At 58.4% G+C, this 17,001-nt stretch carries 15 protein-coding genes; 9 read left to right on the forward strand and 6 right to left on the reverse strand.

Translation table 11 applies throughout. The annotated features are described in order from the left end of the window. Positions 1-240: 240 nt before the first annotated feature. The gene (locus ACUZ9Q_RS12985) at positions 241-1,383 is read left to right on the forward strand and encodes a D-alanyl-D-alanine carboxypeptidase family protein (RefSeq protein WP_192112686.1); all 1,143 of its coding nucleotides are present in this window, start codon (positions 241-243) and stop codon (positions 1,381-1,383) included. Between the two features lie 84 nt (positions 1,384-1,467). On the opposite strand, the gene ACUZ9Q_RS12990 is transcribed toward ACUZ9Q_RS12985, so the two are convergent. From ACUZ9Q_RS12990 to epsC, 6 genes are all read right to left on the reverse strand, one after another. Next, positions 1,468-2,991, reverse strand: a complete 1,524-nt coding sequence (locus ACUZ9Q_RS12990) for a YifB family Mg chelatase-like AAA ATPase (RefSeq protein WP_449248012.1) — start codon at positions 2,989-2,991, stop codon at positions 1,468-1,470. 128 nt (positions 2,992-3,119) lie between these two features. Next, positions 3,120-3,740 carry a signal peptidase I gene (gene lepB, locus ACUZ9Q_RS12995; RefSeq protein WP_449248013.1) on the reverse strand — a complete coding sequence of 207 codons (621 nt, stop codon included), beginning with the start codon at positions 3,738-3,740 and terminating at the stop codon, positions 3,120-3,122. 262 nt (positions 3,741-4,002) lie between these two features. Next, positions 4,003-5,313, reverse strand: a complete 1,311-nt coding sequence (locus tag ACUZ9Q_RS13000) for an NCS2 family permease (protein WP_192112683.1) — start codon at positions 5,311-5,313, stop codon at positions 4,003-4,005. A 299-nt stretch (positions 5,314-5,612) separates the two neighbouring features. Then, positions 5,613-6,212, reverse strand: coding sequence for a MarC family protein (locus ACUZ9Q_RS13005; RefSeq protein ID WP_192112682.1), 600 nt, complete (start codon positions 6,210-6,212; stop codon positions 5,613-5,615). 482 nt (positions 6,213-6,694) lie between these two features. Continuing rightward, positions 6,695-6,841 carry a hypothetical protein gene (locus ACUZ9Q_RS13010; protein WP_192112681.1) on the reverse strand — a complete coding sequence of 49 codons (147 nt, stop codon included), beginning with the start codon at positions 6,839-6,841 and terminating at the stop codon, positions 6,695-6,697. After that, positions 6,834-7,745: a serine O-acetyltransferase EpsC gene (gene epsC / locus ACUZ9Q_RS13015; protein WP_192112680.1), complete on the reverse strand. Its 912-nt coding sequence runs from the start codon at positions 7,743-7,745 to the stop codon at positions 6,834-6,836. The genes ACUZ9Q_RS13010 and epsC overlap by 8 nt, the downstream gene beginning before the upstream one ends. 864 nt (positions 7,746-8,609) lie before the next feature. Between epsC and ACUZ9Q_RS13020 the strand changes: the two genes are divergently transcribed. The 8 genes from ACUZ9Q_RS13020 (at position 8,610) to buk (ending at position 16,667) form a co-directional block, all read left to right on the forward strand. Next, on the forward strand, positions 8,610-10,001 hold the full coding sequence (locus ACUZ9Q_RS13020; protein WP_192112679.1) for an FAD-binding oxidoreductase: 1,392 nt from the start codon (positions 8,610-8,612) through the stop codon (positions 9,999-10,001). After that, on the forward strand, positions 9,998-11,266 hold the full coding sequence (locus tag ACUZ9Q_RS13025) for a (Fe-S)-binding protein (RefSeq protein WP_227118042.1): 1,269 nt from the start codon (positions 9,998-10,000) through the stop codon (positions 11,264-11,266). The genes ACUZ9Q_RS13020 and ACUZ9Q_RS13025 overlap by 4 nt, the downstream gene beginning before the upstream one ends. Positions 11,267-11,790: 524 nt before the next feature. Next, entirely contained in the window at positions 11,791-12,918 is a 1,128-nt protein-coding gene (locus tag ACUZ9Q_RS13030; RefSeq protein WP_192112677.1) for a 2-oxoacid:acceptor oxidoreductase subunit alpha, read from the forward strand. A gap of 12 nt (positions 12,919-12,930) precedes the next feature. Further along, positions 12,931-13,761, forward strand: coding sequence for a thiamine pyrophosphate-dependent enzyme (locus tag ACUZ9Q_RS13035; RefSeq protein WP_449248014.1), 831 nt, complete (start codon positions 12,931-12,933; stop codon positions 13,759-13,761). A gap of 1 nt (position 13,762) precedes the next feature. After that, positions 13,763-14,293: a 2-oxoacid:acceptor oxidoreductase family protein gene (locus ACUZ9Q_RS13040; RefSeq protein ID WP_449248015.1), complete on the forward strand. Its 531-nt coding sequence runs from the start codon at positions 13,763-13,765 to the stop codon at positions 14,291-14,293. Further along, positions 14,293-14,517, forward strand: coding sequence for a 4Fe-4S dicluster domain-containing protein (locus tag ACUZ9Q_RS13045; RefSeq protein WP_022659689.1), 225 nt, complete (start codon positions 14,293-14,295; stop codon positions 14,515-14,517). Before ACUZ9Q_RS13040 ends, ACUZ9Q_RS13045 begins: the two co-directional genes overlap by 1 nt. Positions 14,518-14,533: 16 nt before the next feature. Continuing rightward, positions 14,534-15,439 (forward strand): bifunctional enoyl-CoA hydratase/phosphate acetyltransferase, encoded by a 906-nt coding sequence (locus ACUZ9Q_RS13050; protein WP_308584563.1) that lies wholly within the window; start codon positions 14,534-14,536, stop codon positions 15,437-15,439. A 151-nt stretch (positions 15,440-15,590) separates the two neighbouring features. Then, the gene (gene buk, locus ACUZ9Q_RS13055; RefSeq protein WP_449248016.1) at positions 15,591-16,667 is read left to right on the forward strand and encodes a butyrate kinase; all 1,077 of its coding nucleotides are present in this window, start codon (positions 15,591-15,593) and stop codon (positions 16,665-16,667) included. The last annotated feature ends 334 nt before the right edge of the window (positions 16,668-17,001 follow it).

Raw genomic sequence — 17,001 nt, forward strand, 5'->3', positions numbered from 1 at the left:
TTCCCTGGGCTGGCACGCACAAGCGCGCAAAAAGATCGCAAAGCGGGGGCGCACTGTCTGCTTGCCATAACTGCCCATCTTTAGTACACAAGCATTGCGTTGTTCCATTTAGCAAATCTCTAAACTTTTTCTCGTGGCTTTCCTCAACACATACGCCCGCGACCCCACGGCCCAGCCGTTGCAGCCGCGTAGCGCAGCGCACTTGAGGCTTGACGTCCAGCCAACGCATAAGGACTGTGCATGACCAGCACCCGTCGTTTTTGCCTGCCGCTCCGCACGCTCTTTGCTATCGCCGCCCTGCTTTGTGCAGCTCTTCTGTCGCACCCAGGCGCTGCTGTTTCGGCCCCGGCCATTCCGCCGCAAAGCTCCCTTGGCGTATGCTCAGCCATTTTGTACGACCTTGACCGCGACGCCATACTGTTTGAGCAAAATGCCGACCAGCGCATTCCCCCTGCCTCGCTGACCAAGATCATGTCCATGTTTCTTGCCATGGATCAGATCAACTCCGGCCTGGCCCGCATTGACAATACCACTACGATCAGCCGCAATGCGGCCCGCACCGGCGGCTCGCGCATGGGCCTCAACGAGAACGAGCAGGTTACGCTTGACCAGCTCCTTACGGGCATGGCTGTTTCTTCCGGCAACGACGCCAGCACGGCCATGGCCGAATATGTGGGCGGCTCCGTGCCCGCGTTCATCAACATGATGAACGCCAAGGCCCGCGATCTGGGCATGCGCGACAGTTACTTTGTCAATCCGCACGGTCTCCCGGCCAAGGGTCAGTACACCACCGCGCGCGACATGCTGACCCTTGCCCGCGCCTATCTGCATGCCTACCCCGATGCGCTGCGCTTCCATAACACCCATGTGCTGAACTACCGGGGCCGTGTCACCTGGAACAAGAATCCCTTGCTTGGGCAGTACCCTGGCGCGGACGGCCTTAAAACCGGCTGGATCAACGCCTCGGGCTACAATCTGGTTTTTACGGCGCTCAAGGGCGACAAACGCCTTCTGGCCGTTATCATGGGCGCGCCCGATTCGCAGATCCGCAGCATTGAAGCCTTCCGCCTGCTGGATGCCGGTTTTGAGGTATGCAACAACGAGGCCCCCACAGTGCTGGCCGCTCTGGACACCTTGCCGCGCGAAAAGTATCACCCCGACATCCGCAAAAATGCCCGCGAGGCATACCATCAGTTTGCCGGAAACGACCGGGGCGAGGGTGCCCAGACTGTACATCGCGCCAAGGCAACCAACCACAGCAAGCAGGCCAAGGCGACCAGGACGGCCAAGAACAAAAAGAAGAACGTGGAAAAGGTCGCCCGCCATCGCAGCAATGACAATGACGGGCAGGCAGCCCGCCGCGTTGCCAACAACGCCAGCTAGGACGCAGCGCAGATTTACAAAAGCGCCCGTGGGCATATGCTCACGGGCGCTTTTGTATGCAGCAATATCCCAGAGATAAGTATGCTAGCCCCTGTCCAGCACTCGGAGCGACACGGCTTCGGCCAGATGCCGCGTGGCAATGCTGGCGGCATCGTCCAGATCGGCAATGGTCCGGGCCATGCGCAGCACTCTGGCGCATGCCCGCGCGGAAAGGGAAAGACGGTTGACCGCAGCCTCCATCAAGGCATGGCCTTCGGCATCCAGCGCGCAATGCTGGTCGAGCAGCGCGCCGGAAAGTTCCGCATTGCAGCGTGGCCCATCGCTGCCGTAGCGCGCCCGCTGGGTTGCCCGAGCCTTGAGCACGCGTTCGCGCATCTGGGCGGACGAAGCGCCGCTGCCTGTACCGCGAAAATCCGCATAGGGCACGGCAGGCACTTCCACATGTACGTCAATGCGGTCCAGCATGGGGCCGGAAAGGCGTGACTGATAGCGCACCCGCTGTTCCTCGCGGCAAGTGCACTGGTGCGTGGGATCACCGTAATAGCCGCAGGGGCAGGGATTCATGGCTGCCACCAGCATGCAGGCCGCAGGAAAGCTCACACTGTGCGCGGCGCGCGCAATGGCCGCCACGCCACCTTCCAGAGGCTGGCGCAAGGCTTCAAGTGCTGTCTTGCGAAATTCCGGCAGCTCGTCAAGAAACAGCACCCCCCGGTGGGCAAGACTCACCTCGCCGGGGCGCGGATAGCCTCCACCGCCCACCAGCGCCACATCGGATATGGTGTGGTGCGGCGCGCGGAAAGGCCGCACGCGCATGAGCCCCCCCTCGGGCGGCAGCTTGCCTGAAACACTGTAAATCTTGGTGACTTCCAGGGATTCTTCAAAGTCCAGCGGCGGCAGAATGGTGGGCAGGCGCTGGGCCAGCATGGTTTTGCCACTGCCGGGCGGGCCGATGAGCAGCACATTGTGGCCGCCAGCCGCAGCCACTTCCAGCGCACGTTTGGCGGCCTCCTGGCCTTTGACTTCGGCATAATCCTGCCTGTAGGCAGGTGCTTCAAGCATATCGGCCACGGGTTCGCTCAGCGGTTCCAGCGGCTCCGCGCCAGCCAGAAAGGCCGCGCAATGGCCAAGCCCCTCGGGCGCAAACACCTTGAGCCCGCGAACCACCGCAGCTTCCGCGCCGTTGCCGGGAGGAACCACCAGACCTGCGGCTCCCTGCTGGCGCGCCAGCAGGGCCAGAGGCAGCACGCCGCTCACCGGGCGCAACGCCCCGTTGAGCGAAAGTTCGCCCGCAAGATACATTCCCTGTAAAGGTTCCGCAGGTATAATGCCCGCAGCTGCCAGCAGCCCAACGGCCAGCGGCAGGTCATAACTTGCGCCGCTCTTGCGTCGCCAAGCCGGGGCAAGGTTTACCGTAATCCGCGCCGGGGGCAGCTTGAAGCCGCAGGCACGCAAGGCGGCAAAGACCCTGTCCTTGGCCTCGCGCACCGCTGTTTCCGCCAGCCCCACCATGGTGAAGCCGGGCAGCCCCTGCCGCACGAAGTCCACTTCCAGTTCCACGGGGTAGGCATCCACACCCTCAACCCCGCCGCTGTTCAAACGGACAACCATGCGTTCTCCTTGGCCCTGCAAATGATAAGCGGCGTGGATTGTTGCATCTACCCGCGCCGCAAAAATCTTGCCGTCAGGCGCACCGGGCAAATCCCGTCGCGCCTGCAAGCAGAATGTACCGCCAGATGCTATTGCACGGCCTTGCCGATGCGATCCCAGCGGATATCGCCCAGACCGCCCCACGACCAATAGATGCGCCAGGCTTTGGCGCGTATGGCGCTACGATCCACGAGGCCCCAGAAGCGCGAATCCATCGAGTTGTCGCGGTTGTCGCCCATGACAAAATACTTGTCTGCGGGCACGGTGATCGGGCCGAAATTGTCGCGCACCGGCTGGATGCGGTCAGGCTCCGTAAAGCGAATGTAAGATTCCTTTACCAGCTCGCCGTTGCGGAACAACTGTTTGTTGCGCACCTCAATGGTGTCGCCGGGCGTACCAATGATGCGCTTGATGTAGTCCACGCTGGGATCATTGGGGTATTCAAAAATGATAATGTCGCCCTTGACCGGGTCACTCCCCTTGTAAATGTAGGAGTGGGTAAAGGGAATCTTGACGCCGTAGGAAAACTTGCTTGCCAGCAGGTGATCGCCCACAAGCAGGGTTTTAACCATGGATTCCGAAGGAATCTTGAATGCCTGCACCACAAAGGTGCGGATGACCAGAGCCAAAATGAGCGCGACGAACAGAGCTTCGCCATATTCCCGCCACAGGGGTTTGGGGGGGCGCTGTGATTGCAGAAGCATTGCCATGTGCGAATATTCCTCATGTGCCCTTGGGGCTGGTGAGCGTTACATTTTCGGTCGCAAAGTATGCCCTGATGCGAAAGTAAAGGCAAGGAGCAGTGCTTCTTCTCCCCGCGGTCCAGCAAAAAACAGGCCCCCGCCCGGCATCATCCGGAACAGGAGCCTGTTCAGCAATCACAGTGCGTTGCCGTTATGTGGCCTGGAGCAGGCTGCCCTTGCAAGGCTCGGCTGCCCGCGCGAATCTTGCAAATCCGCGCCGCAAAACACTCTACTGAAGGCGCAGGGCAAAGTTGACCACAAAGCACAGGGCAATGATCAGCATCACCACGTTAAGATCCTTGAAACGCCCAGAAAGCACCTTGATGCCGACCCAGCTCACAAAGCCAAAGCCAAAACCCGTGGCGATGTTGAAGGTAAGCGGCATGCTGATGATGGTCAAAAAGGCGGGCAAGGCAACGGTAAAGTCCTTGAACTTGATGCGCCCCACTTCCTGCATCATCATGGCGCCCACGATGATCAGCACCGGGGCCGTGGCATAGGCAGGCACCATACTCACCAGCGGCGCAAAGAACAGGGTGAGGAAAAAGAGCACGGCAATGGTCACGGCTGTCAGGCCGGTGCGGCCGCCCTCGGCCACGCCTGCGGCGCTTTCCAGATAGCTGGTGGCGGTGGTCGCGCCCATGACGGCGCTGGACATGGTGGCAATGGAGTCGGAAATCAGGGCCTTGTCCAGATTTTCGATGTGCCCGTCTTCACGGATGAATCCGGCCTTCTGCGAAAGGCCGATCAGCACGCCCATGTTGTCGAACAGGTCAACCATGGTCAGGGTAAAGATGATGGAGATCAGGCCGTGGTGCAGCGCGCCCTTGAGATCCATCGCCATGAAGGTCTCGGTAGGCAGGGGCAGGGCGGCGTTGAAAATGCTGCCCTGCGGCATCTGCGACACGCCAAGCATCATACCAGCGGCGGCAATAACCACAATGCCGATGATCATGGCGCCGGGCACGCGCAGGGAAAGCAGCGCGCCGATGAGGAAAATGCCTGCCACAGAAAGCAGGGTCTTGGGGTCGCCAAGGTTGCCCAGCGTCACAAAGGTGGCGGGGCTGGCGGCCACAAGGCCACAGCTCTTCATGCCGATAAAGGCGATGAATGCGCCAATACCCACAACAATGGCGTACTTGAGATCCATTGGGACGGCATTGATGATAAGCTGGCGCACCTTGGTGACGGTGAGCAGCAGAAAGACCACGCCGGAGATAAACACAGCGCCGAGGCCGGTCTGCCATGTATAGCCCGCCGGGCCGCAAACGTAGTACGCAAAAAAGGCCGTGATGCCGAGGCCGGGCGCGACGCCCACGGGGAACTTGGCCCACAGGCCCATGATCAGCGTGGCGATGACGGTAATCCAGATGGTGGCCGCCACGGCGGAATCCTTGGGCATACCGGCGTCAGCAAGCATGCCGGGAACCACAAAAATCAGATAGCACATGGCCATAAAGCTGGTGAGTCCGGCCAGCATTTCACGCCGGACCGTGCTGCCTCTGGCCGCAGGATTAAACATTTTTTCCAGTATGCCCATGACATCCTCCTCTTGTTGCCGCACCGCGCGCCCAAAATATCGAGTTGTTTTGCGCCGGGGCAGCAGCCCCCATGCCGTTAATCGCCTCTTCGGTCTGCCCTTTGCAGCGCTGCCGCATGCGGCCATCGCTCCGGGCTTCGCCCCTTGCTTGCGCCCAGGGTTGTACCTGAACCACAGACGGGGCGGCCTACCCCTCTACCGCCAAATTCTGTTTATTTTATAGAAAGCGCGGCGAAATCAGTATGTTTCGCCGCCTGTTCGCATTGTTTGCCCGAGACAGCAGGCAACGGGCAAATATTCTACCCCAGAAAGGCCCGTATACCCGTAAAGATCACCTGCGCCGCAATGGCTGCCAGCAGAAGCCCCGTCAACTTGGACAGCACGGCAATGCCCGTGCGGTGCAGGGCGCGCACCACGCCATCGGCCATGCGCAACAGCACAAACATGCCAAAGGCCGCGGCCAGCAGCGAAAAAACGCCCACCAGCACCTGGTGCATCTCTGTGGCGGACGCGCCCATGACCATCACCGCGCCGATGGAGGCAGGCCCCATGCCAAGCGGTATGGCCAGCGGCACAACGCTGATGTCGCCCTCCTTGCCGGAAAGCGCGTCCTTGCCGTCATCGTTCATGAGGGAAACTGCCGTAAGAAAAAGCAGCACGCCTGCGCCGATACGGAAGGCGTCAAGCGTGAAACCGAAGAGCGAAAACAGGTGCGGGCCAAACAGGAACAGCGTTACGCCGATAAGAAAGATGGCCGCAGAGGCTTTGGCGGCCACCCTGGATTTCTGTTTTTTGTCAAAGCCCTTGGTGCCGCTGATAAAGGCGCTCAGCACCGCAGGGGGCGTCATGAGCGCATAAATTTTGATGCTCGTGCCCACAACTTCAGTAAAAAATTCCATGTGAACTCCACTTCCTGCGCCGGAAGCCTGGCCTTAGAGCAACTGCCGCCCTGCACGAATTGTTGCAAAAATCCGCGCCATAAAATGCTTGCAAGGCAATGCGTCTTGCCCGTTGCCCCAATTGTTGCCATGCAGGACGTTACCCCTGAAGACAGTCTGGAGGCACTGCTGGCAAGCAAACATTTCAAAATGAAAACACACCAAGGAACACGCGCTGCGAAAGGCCCAAATTTATGAAGGCGGGAGTATGTCATGCAAGAGGCGTCATGTCCATACCGTCAGCCCGCCTGAGCCTGAAATTTCCTACACTGGCGCGCCCTGCACGGCCTGATGCCGGCACGATTTCAAGCACCCGCTGCCAGCATGCCTGCAACATTGATCAATGCTTCAAAAGCAAACAACAGACCCTGCCGTTCCTGCGCGCCACAGGAGCGTGCAAGAACGACAGGGTTTGTCAATTTGAGGCAGGGGCACAAGCCGGGTCAATGCCCCACGCTGACGTCTGTCACCACCTGCCCTTTGGGTTTTACACTGAGGCCGCAGCCGCCAAGATTCAGCAAGGCGGCGCACAGGGCAACGCAAGACAAGAGCAGCGCCAGGCGGCGCAACAGCTTGCGGCCTTTAATCACGGGGTTTCTCCTGAGTAATGCGGGCACCCGCCTGTACATCCTGAGTAATCCACACATTGCCGCCGATGACGGCCCCCTTGCCAACTGTCACGCGGCCAAGAATCGTGGCCCCGGCGTAAACAGTGACGTTATCGCACAGTATGGGGTGCCGGGGATTGCCCTTGGTGAGGGTTCCGTCCGCATTCTTGGGAAAGGAGAGCGCGCCCAGGGTCACACCCTGATACAGGCGGCAGTTACGCCCGATGATGCAGGTTTCGCCAATAACCACGCCTGTGCCGTGGTCGATGAAAAATTCCTCGCCAATGGCTGCGCCGGGATGGATGTCGATACCCGTTGTGCCGTGGGCCATTTCAGAAATGATGCGCGGAATGACCGGCACCTTGAGCTTATAGAGTTCATGCGCGATGCGGTGGTGAAACATGGCCCGCAGCGAAGGATAGCAAAAAATGGTCTCGCCGGGGCTGGTGGCCGCAGGGTCTCCCTCATAGGCGGCCTTGGCGTCGCCCGCCAGCAAACGGCGTATTTCCGGCAGGCTGTCCATAAAGGCCAAAGCGGCCTGCTGGCCCTCTGTTTCGCACGAGGTGCAGGGGATGCCCAGCCCCTCGCAGCTAAAGCAGAAGCCGCGCACGATCTGCTCGCCCAGCAGACGGTGGATGCTGTCCAGGTTGGCGGCAAGGTGATAGCGCATGGATTCGCGCCGCACTGTGGCCGCGCCAAAATAGCCGGGAAAGATAGCCGCGCGCAGGCGCTCAAGTATTTCGGAAAGCACCGGCAAAGATGGCATGGGCGCGCCCTGCCCCGAGCGGTGCCACACGGTGCTGAGCGAATCTTCTCGGCAGAGGCGTTCAACAACGCTGTCTATGAGGGGCATGCCGGTCGTGGTGATGTCCTGCTTTTTGTTCATGGCAAAATCCTGCGGAAATATTCGGTTGCGCTTGAAACCACAGGCGGCACAGGCCGGCTGCGGGCGTCCCGGTAATTCTTATTAGTCTACATGGAGTTGCCCGCTGCCGCAATGGGCAGCCAGCTCAGCTCCAGAAAATACACAATGAATCAAGCCCTTCGTTAAAACTTTTAACGCAAGCTGGCGTGCCTTATTTCAAACCACCCAACATCCCTTCACAAAAACGCTCAATGCAGAAGAAATATTCCACACGCTGCGCGGCCTAAAAAATGGCCCATTGTTATTCAGTAAGCACGCTCCGGGCATAAGCAAGGCCGCAGCCGCAGCTTAAATCCATAAAACTGTTTTCAGCGGTTATCCCGGCTGTCTTGCCCGCCCACATTCAGGCAGGTGGACAGACGCGCCGCCGCCATACCCGCAGGCCAGGTGCAGACTCCCAATCACTGAAACATTCCAGCCACAGCCCCCGCACGGGCAAACAAAGCCATGCTCACCGCCTCAAGGTTTGATTACTTCATTTATCGCTGTGTTAATTTTTACAACCAGCACGTACGCAATATAAACGCGTAATGGGGCTTCTGCGCAGCGCAACTTCAGAAAAATACAGCTAACTATCTAAAAAATAATACTATTTCCCATGTGGCATGATTGCTGCTTATTTGTGGGTAATTCGTAACAAGCGCCGCAAGTTCCCGATAAATGACGGCTCAAGTTACGTCAAAACATACAAGTTACGCGCGGAGTGTCCGCGATTTTATTGAATATGTCGTCGCTGCATTGCTGGACGCGCATGCCCATCGGCAGGCGTTTGGAAGGTCCCCAAAATTTTGCACACCGCGCCAATGCGGTTAGCGAGGAGAAGAAATGCTGACAAAAGAGGATGTTCGCACACATATCGCTTCATTTATCGGTGAAAAAAACATGCTCACCAAGCAGGAAGACCTCGTTTGCTACACCTACAATGCTGGCGGGGCGGCTCCATCGGCCTTTCTGCCCATTCTGGTAGCCTTGCCCGTCACCGCCGAAGAGGTTTCCAAGATCGTCGGCTTCTGCAATGAGCACAAAATCAGCGTGGTTACACGCTCGCAGGGGAGCGGCCTCAGCGTCAACGCCATTACTGAAAGCGACTATTCCATCATTATTTCGCTGCAACGCATGAATTCCATCATCGTGGAGCCGGAAACCCTGATGGCTGTTGTTGGCCCCGGCGCAATCACCGCTGACATCAAAAAAGCCGCCGCCGCGCACAGCCTCATGTACCCGCCGGATCCCGCCAGCTTCACGTTTTCTTCCATCGGCGGCAACGTGGCGACCGATGCAGGCGGCTTGCAGTGCGTCAAATATGGCACCACCAAGAGCTACGTCACAGGCATGCAGGTCGTGCTGGCTTCGGGCGAAATTATCCGCGCTGGCGGCAAGTGCATCAAGGACGTGACCGGCTACAACCTCACCCAGCTCTTCACGGGTTCCGAGGGCACGCTGGGCGTTATTACAGAAATCACCCTCAAGCTCATTCCCCTGCCGCAGGCAAAGCGCGCCATGCGCGTTGCCTTCAACAACATTGAAAACGCCGCCAAGGCTGTTTCTGCAATCATGACCAGCGGCGTTGTGCCCTCCATCATGGAATTTCAGGAACAGACCCTGATCCGCGCTGTTGAAGACTACACCCATGCGGGCCTGCCCGTGGATGCGGGCGCAATGCTGCTCATCGAGGTGGACGGCGATGTCTCCACCCTCAAGCCGCAGGTGGAGGTCATCCGCCGGGTATGCGAACAGCTGGGCATGGTCGATTTTCACGTGGCAGAAACCGCAGAAGAGGCCGAGCAGCTCTGGGTTGCGCGCCGTTCCGGCCTGCCCGCCCTTGCCCGCGTGGCAAAGGGACGCTTGGGCGGCGACCCGGCGGTGCCCATCAACAAGCTTGCCCAGGCCGTGCACATGCTCTTTGAAGTGGGCAAAAAGCACGGCATCAAGGTGAGCTGTCAGGGACATGCGGGCGACGGCAACATTCATCCTCACTTTTTCTTCAATTCTGATGAAGAAAAGAAAACAGCCGCCAAGGCCCGTTCCGAATTCCATTACGAAATCATCAAGATGGGCGGGACAGTTTCTGCGGAACACGGCGTGGGCCGCGAAAAAGCGCCCTACATCACCAAGCAGCTGGGCGAAGCTCAGGTCGGGGCCATGCGGGCCATCAAAAAGGCCCTTGATCCCAACAATATCCTGAATCCTGGCTGCATCTTCGGAGGCCAGGCATGAGCAAGTCCCTGGACGAATTGAAAGCAGCCGCCCTCAAATGCACCCGTTGCGGGCAGTGCCTCACCATCTGCCCGGTTTACGGCAAGACATACGAAGAATCCAATTCTTCACGCGGCAAGCTTTTTCTGCTGCGTTCTCTGGCGGATGGCACGGTAAAGCCCACCAAGGAGCTGATGGAACTGGCTGCCCGCTGCACCCTGTGCATGCGCTGCAAGGCCATCTGCCCTTCCGGCGTCAACACTACCGACCTGATCATGGCCTTGCGCCGCAAGATGGCGGAAGAAGGCCAGTTGCCAGCCGCAAAGAGTATCGCCTTCAAGGCGGTCACCAAGGGGCGGCTGTTTGATATGGCCCTGAGCCACGCCAAACCTTTTCAGTCCATACTCTTCAAAAATACTGAAAACGGCGCGGGCAAGGTTTCACGCATTCCCATCCCCGCCGCAGGGCTGAACCTGCGCCGCGTTGTTCCGGCCTTGGCCGACAAACCGCTGCGCAAGGTCATGCCTGCCGTCAGCAGCCCCAAGGGCTCCGCCCGTGCGCGGGTGGCCTTTTTCCCCGGCTGCATGCTCAACTATGTCTACGTCAATGCGGGCAAAGCCCTCATAGACGTACTGGTGGCCAACGGCGTCGAAGTGCACCTGCTGGACAACCTTCAGTGTTGCGGCACGCCGCTGTTTTCATCCGGCGATTTTGACGGCGCAGCCCTGCTGGCTGAAAACAACGCGCGCATCCTTTCGCGCGGCAGCTTTGACGCCGTCATCACCGGCTGCGCCACCTGCGGTTCGGCCCTGAGCAAGGAATACGGCGAAGTGCTGCAAAACAGCGACGCGCTTTCTGCGTGGGAAGGATTCAAGGACAAGGTCTTCGACTTTTCCGACTTTCTCACCAGGCTTGGCCCTATCCCCTATGTGCAGAACGTCCCCCTCAAGGCGACCTATCACGATGCCTGCCACCTTGTGCGCGGCATGGGCGTATCCAAGCAGCCCCGCAGCCTCATCCGCGCCATACCCGGCCTGCGCTTTGTGGAAATGAGCCGCCCCGATGTCTGCTGCGGTTGCGCGGGCACGTTCAGCGCCACCCACTATGACCTGTCCCAGCAGATCCTTGCGGATAAAACCAGCGACATTCTGTCCACTGGGGCGGATGTTGTCGCCACTGGCTGTTCTGCCTGCAAGATGCAGCTTATCGACGGTTTGAGCCACCGCGGCGCAAACATTCGCGTGCTGCACACTGCCGAACTGCTTGCCAAGGCATATGGCCTGTAACAGGGCCATGCCGCGTCCCCTACGCGGCATCCCTTGCGGGCATGCTTGCTGTTTCGATTGAGCCATCTGCACAGCGAGCATGCCCGCAGGGGAAACAATATCCAATCAACCGCAGAATATTCATAACACCCTGTTATTTAATTTTTTTTGCGGGAATACCGGATCACCCCAATACTTCGCAGCAGGATTCAACGTTAACTTTCGCAACAGGGCCGAAAACATAGTTAACAAAGCAATCCAGCTTTTAGAAAAAAGATCAACCATTTCAGCATATTGTAGTCATAAATTTTTTGGCATGTTACTTGCTAATCTATTGACTGCAACTTTTGAATAATGGCAGGAAAAATACTCTCTAAGATGTTTGTATTTTCCGTATAAAAAGGAAGATCACAGCCATACTCACTGCAATCAACGCCGTTATTTGCGGGAAATGAAGTTGCTTTGCACACAGATTAACGCACAAAATGAGCAATGGCAGAATACTGACTGGTGGCACAACAACGGAAACGAGGTTTAGAAAGTCAATGAAAAAACAAAGCAAGCTCATCCAGGGCAACGCCGCCATAGCCCAAGGCGCGTTCTACGCAGGAGCGCGGTTCTACGCCGGGTATCCCATCACCCCTTCGTCTGAAATTGCTGAGATCGCCTCGCGCGAGCTCCCCAAGCTTGGGGGGATTTTCATGCAGATGGAAGACGAACTGGCGAGCATGGGCGCCATTGTGGGGGCATCACTGGCAGGCGTGAAGTCGTTCACCGCCACCAGCGGCCCTGGTTTTTCGCTTATGCAGGAGAACCTCGGCATGGCGACCATGGGCGAAGTGCCCGTGGTGGTAGTGAACGTGCAACGTTCCGGCCCATCCACAGGCCTTGCCACCAAACCGGCCCAGTCCGACATCATGCAGCTGCGCTGGGGGCGGCATGGCGACCAGGAAATTATCGCGCTGACCCCGGCCTCGGTGCAGGAATGCTTTGACCTGACGGTCAAGGCCTTCAACCTGTCCGAAAAATACCGCGTGCCGGTCATCATGGCCCCGGAAGAAGTCTGCGGACACATGCGTGAAAACATTGTCATTCCTGCCCAGGGTGAAGTGGAGGTTGTTGACCGCAGCCAGCCCACCTGCGCACCCGCCGACTATAAGCCCTTCTGCTTTGATGAAGGCGCTGTTGCACCCCTGGCCAGCTATGGCAGCGACTATGTTTTCCATGTCACCAGCTCCATGCACGGCGAAAACGGCTTTAGCTGCAATACGCCCGAAAATGCCGGGCGCAGGGTCGCCCAGCTGCATACCAAGATTGCCAAGGGCCGTGATGAAATCGTCATGACGCGCTACTTCGGTAAAGAAGACTGCGAAACCCTGATCATTACTTCCGGCGTGGTCACCCGCGCGGCCCGCAGCGCCGCGCAAGAGGCCAATGCCAGCGGCGGCAAGGTTGGCGTTCTCCAGCTGCAAACCCTGTGGCCCTTTGCCGATGTGGAAGTGCGGGAAGCCGCACGCAAGGCCAAGCGCATTGTAGTTGCTGAAATGAACTATTCCGGCCAGCTGGCCGGAGAAGTGAAAAAGTATGTGCCGGATCCTTCGCTGGTTGTTGGGGTTAACAGCTACAACGGCAGCATCATGACCCCGGCCCAGATTGCAGCCGCCTTGAAGTAAAGGAGAAATACAATGGCACAGGCTATTTCACGCTCGCTTCTTAACAAAGAGGCACTGCCGCTTATGTGGTGTGCGGGCTGCGGCAACGGCATTGTCCTGAACGCGCTTTTGTGCGCCATGGACGAGCTGAATCTCAAAAAGGAAGACGTTCTTGTCGTCACCGGCATTGGCTGCTGGGGCAAGGCCGATGACTATATTTCCGCCAATGCCCTGCATACCACGCACGGGCGCGCCCTCACCTTCGCCACCGGCGCCAAGGCGGCCAACCCCAATCTCCACGTCATCGTTCTTATGGGCGACGGCGACGGCACCACCATTGGCGGCAACCATCTTATCCATACGGCCCGCCGCAATATGGACCTCACGGCCATCATTGTGAACAACCTGAACTACGGCATGACCGGCGGCCAGTATTCGGCTACCACGCCCAACGGGGCCATCACCAGCACGTCTGTTGGCGGCAACCCCGAGCGCGGCTTTGACGTGTGCGACCTGGTGCGCGCGGCGGGAGCCAACTTTGTGGCCCGCGAATCCGTCACCAGCGGCATGCGTCTCAAAAACCGCATCGTTGCCGGTGTCCAGAAAAAAGGATTTTCGCTTATCGAAGCCATGAGCCCCTGCTCCACCCTGTTCGGCCCCCGCAACAAGATGAAGCAGCCTGTGGATATGCTGCGCAATCTCAAGGAAAAGGCCGTTTCCCAGGCCAAGTTTGATTCCATCGAGAATGCCGCGGATCTTGGCTACTTTGTCACCGGCGTCATCGCCGACAAGGATGTTCACGATTTCAACACTCGCTACGAGGCCGAACGTGCGGTGATCACGGCCGCCAAGGGAGGAAAGTAGCATGGCCCAGTATGAATTTATCATGGCTGGCACCGGCGGGCAGGGCCTTGTGTTTTGCGCGTCCTTCCTTGCTGAGGCTGCCATTCTGGGTGGCCGCAACGTGGTGCAGTCCCAGTCGTACGGCATCTCGCAGCGCGGCGGCTTTATCAGCGCCGAAGTGCTGATGGACGATGCGGAAATCCTTTTCCAGCAGGTCGTCAAACCCAACCTGATCATTGCGCTGAACGAGGTTGTGGGTACCCGCTACGACAAAGCCGTAGCCCCTGTTGTGTACGACACCTCGCTCATGAAACCCCGCCAGATGAGCAACTGGATCGGCATACCCATGACCGAGATCGCCCACGAGCTGGGCGCGCCCAAATCGGCCAACCTTGCCGGGCTTGGGGCGGCCATGGCGCTTACCGGGGCGCTGCCGCTGGACACCTTGCTGAGCATCGCCGAGCGCAAGGGCAAACCCGACGTGGCCAAGATTAACATGGAAGTGATCCGGCGGGGCGCTGCTGCTGCCGAAGCCGCCGGGGGGGGAAACTGATGAGCGAGGAAAAGAAAACTTTTGAAGTTTGCGTGGACGCCGTGCTCTGCAAAGGCTGCGGCTACTGCAAGGAACTCTGCCCCAAGTCCGTTTACGACTTCGGCACGGAATACAATGCGGCGGGCTACCTCTTTATGACTCCGGTCAATGCGCAGGCCTGCATAGGCTGCCGCACGTGCATGATGGTCTGCCCCGACTTTGCCATTGAAGTTCTGGAAAAATAACAGGCCGGAGTCTGTCATGGTATACAAAAACTTTGACGAGCTTGAAGCAGCAGTGATGCAAAAAGCCCACAAGTGCAAGGTGGCTGTGGTGGAAGCCGCAGACGAACATGTGCTTGAAGCTGTGCGGCACGCTGTTGAAGTGGGCCTTGTGGAGCCGCTGCTGTTTGGCAAGCGGGAAGATATCGCAGCCAAACTCAAGGCCATAGGCCTGCCGGGCGATGCCTATCCCATTGTTGAAACTGCCACGCCGCAGGAATCAGCCACAGGGGCGGGCATGGCGGTCAAGGAAGGCCGGGCCAACTTTATTCTCAAAGGCCTGATCCAGACCGGCGTTCTTCTCAAGGGACTGTTCAAGGAAGAAACCGGCTTCCGCACCGGGCGGCTGATCTCGCACATGAACATTGTGCAGGTTGCCACCTACCCCAAGCTTCTGGCTCTGTGCGATGCCGCCATCAACATTGCGCCTTCGCTCGAACAGAAGCGCGACATTATCCAGAACGCGGTGGATGCCCTTGCGCGCATGGGCATTGATAACCCCAAGGTTGCGGTGCTGGCCTCTGCGGAAACCGTTAATGAAAAAATGCCTGAAAGCGTTGACGCCGCGGCGCTGAAAGAAATGAACAAAAACGGCCAGATCACCGGCTGCCTGATTGAAGGCCCCATATCCTACGATCTGGCGGTATGCGCGGAATCAGCCGCCACCAAGGGCTACGAAAGCCCCGTTGCTGGCGACGCAGACCTGCTGGTGTGCCCCAATATTGTCACCGCCAACGTGCTTATCAAGTGCCTGCGCCATACGGCCAACGCACTGACCGCAGGCATCGTGGTGGGCGGCAGGGTGCCGGTGGTGCTTAATTCCCGCGCGGCAAGCGCTGAAGACAAGTTCAGAACCATGGTTCTTGCGGCCTCTGCCGCGGGGTAGCCAACTGCGGATGGGCTGGCCCTGCCGCTTGCTCCCCTGAGGCAACTGCGCGGCAAGGTTTCAGGCTGCCGCGCCGCAATGCAGCTCAGCGCATCAGGCGCGGCAGCCCATGACAGCAAGAGCATTTCACATTGTCCCATAAGGATATGACATGGCGGAAACCAACTATACCGTTCTTTCCATCAATCCCGGTTCCACCTCGACGCGGATTGCCGTTTACAAGAACCATGAGCTTTTGTTCCAGAAAAAGGTGGATCATCCGGCAGAATCCCTGCGCGATTTTGAGAGCAACGTTGCCCAGTTTCCCATCCGGCTGGATGCCATACTGAAGGCGCTGCAAGAAGAGCAGTTTGACCTGCACCAGCTCTCCGCCGTGGCCGGTCGTGGCGGCAAACTGCCCCCGCTGTTGCAGGGCGCGTACCTTGTTGATGAAGGCATGCTGGACTTTCTGCGGCACCGCCCCATTGACGACCACGCCTCCAACCTCGGGGCGCTGCTGGCGCACGAAATCGCCAAGCCGCTGAACATCCCTTCCTACATCTATGACGCCGTGGTGATGGATCAGATGGAAGACATCGCCAAGCTCTCCGGCCTGCCGGAAATTCGCCGCAAGGCCTCGTGCCATGCCCTCAACATGCGCGCCATGGCCATCAAGGCCGCCGCAAACAAGGGCTGGAAGCTGGCGGACAAAAACATCATCGTCAGCCACATGGGTGCAGGCATCAGCGCCACGGTCATTCATCAGGGGCGCATGATTGACGTCATCACCGATGAGGAAGGCCCCTACTCGCCCGAACGCTCAGGCGGCCTGCCCAACAGGCAGCTTATCGACCTGTGCTTTTCGGGCAAGTTTGACCGCCATTCAGCCACGCGGCGCACGCGCGGTCAGGGCGGCCTGATGGCCTACCTTGGCACCAACAACGCCCTTGAGGTTGAACGACGCATTGCCGAAGGCGATGAAAAAGCCCGCCTTGTGTACGACGGCATGACCTATCAGGTAGCCAAGCACATTGCCTCGCTGGCTGCGGTCATCAACGGTCAGGTGGATGTTGTGGTGCTTACCGGCGCATTGGCCAACTCCTCATACATCATTGAACGTGTGGTGCCCCGGATACAGTTCCTCGGCGAAGTCATGGTGCTGCCGGGAGAAAACGAGCTGGAAGCGCTGGCCTACGGAATTTTGCGCGTACTGCGCAAGGAAGAAGGTTTCCATACCTTCCACGAATAGTCAGGTGCTACCCGTGTCACTCTGCTTGCCCCAATCCCTGTCATTCAAGCAGACCCTCAGGGGCAGGGCGCATACTGCGCCTTGTCCCTGCCCGATGATCAGCGGCTTCTGGCAGGTGGTGCATTTCTAACAATACAATATTTAACTTGCGTGTTAATTTACTTAGCGCAAAAAAAGCACATGTGCGCACGCTGCATGGCAATTAACTGAAAATAAACAATAATTTTACAAGACAACTATGGCATAAAAATTGCTCAAAGCGGTATCAATAGTAGCGCTCATGAAAGAGCGCCGTGGGTATCTCAAACGCGTTGAGAACGACTGGTTGTCTGTG

This window comes from Desulfovibrio desulfopostgatei, assembly GCF_053570645.1.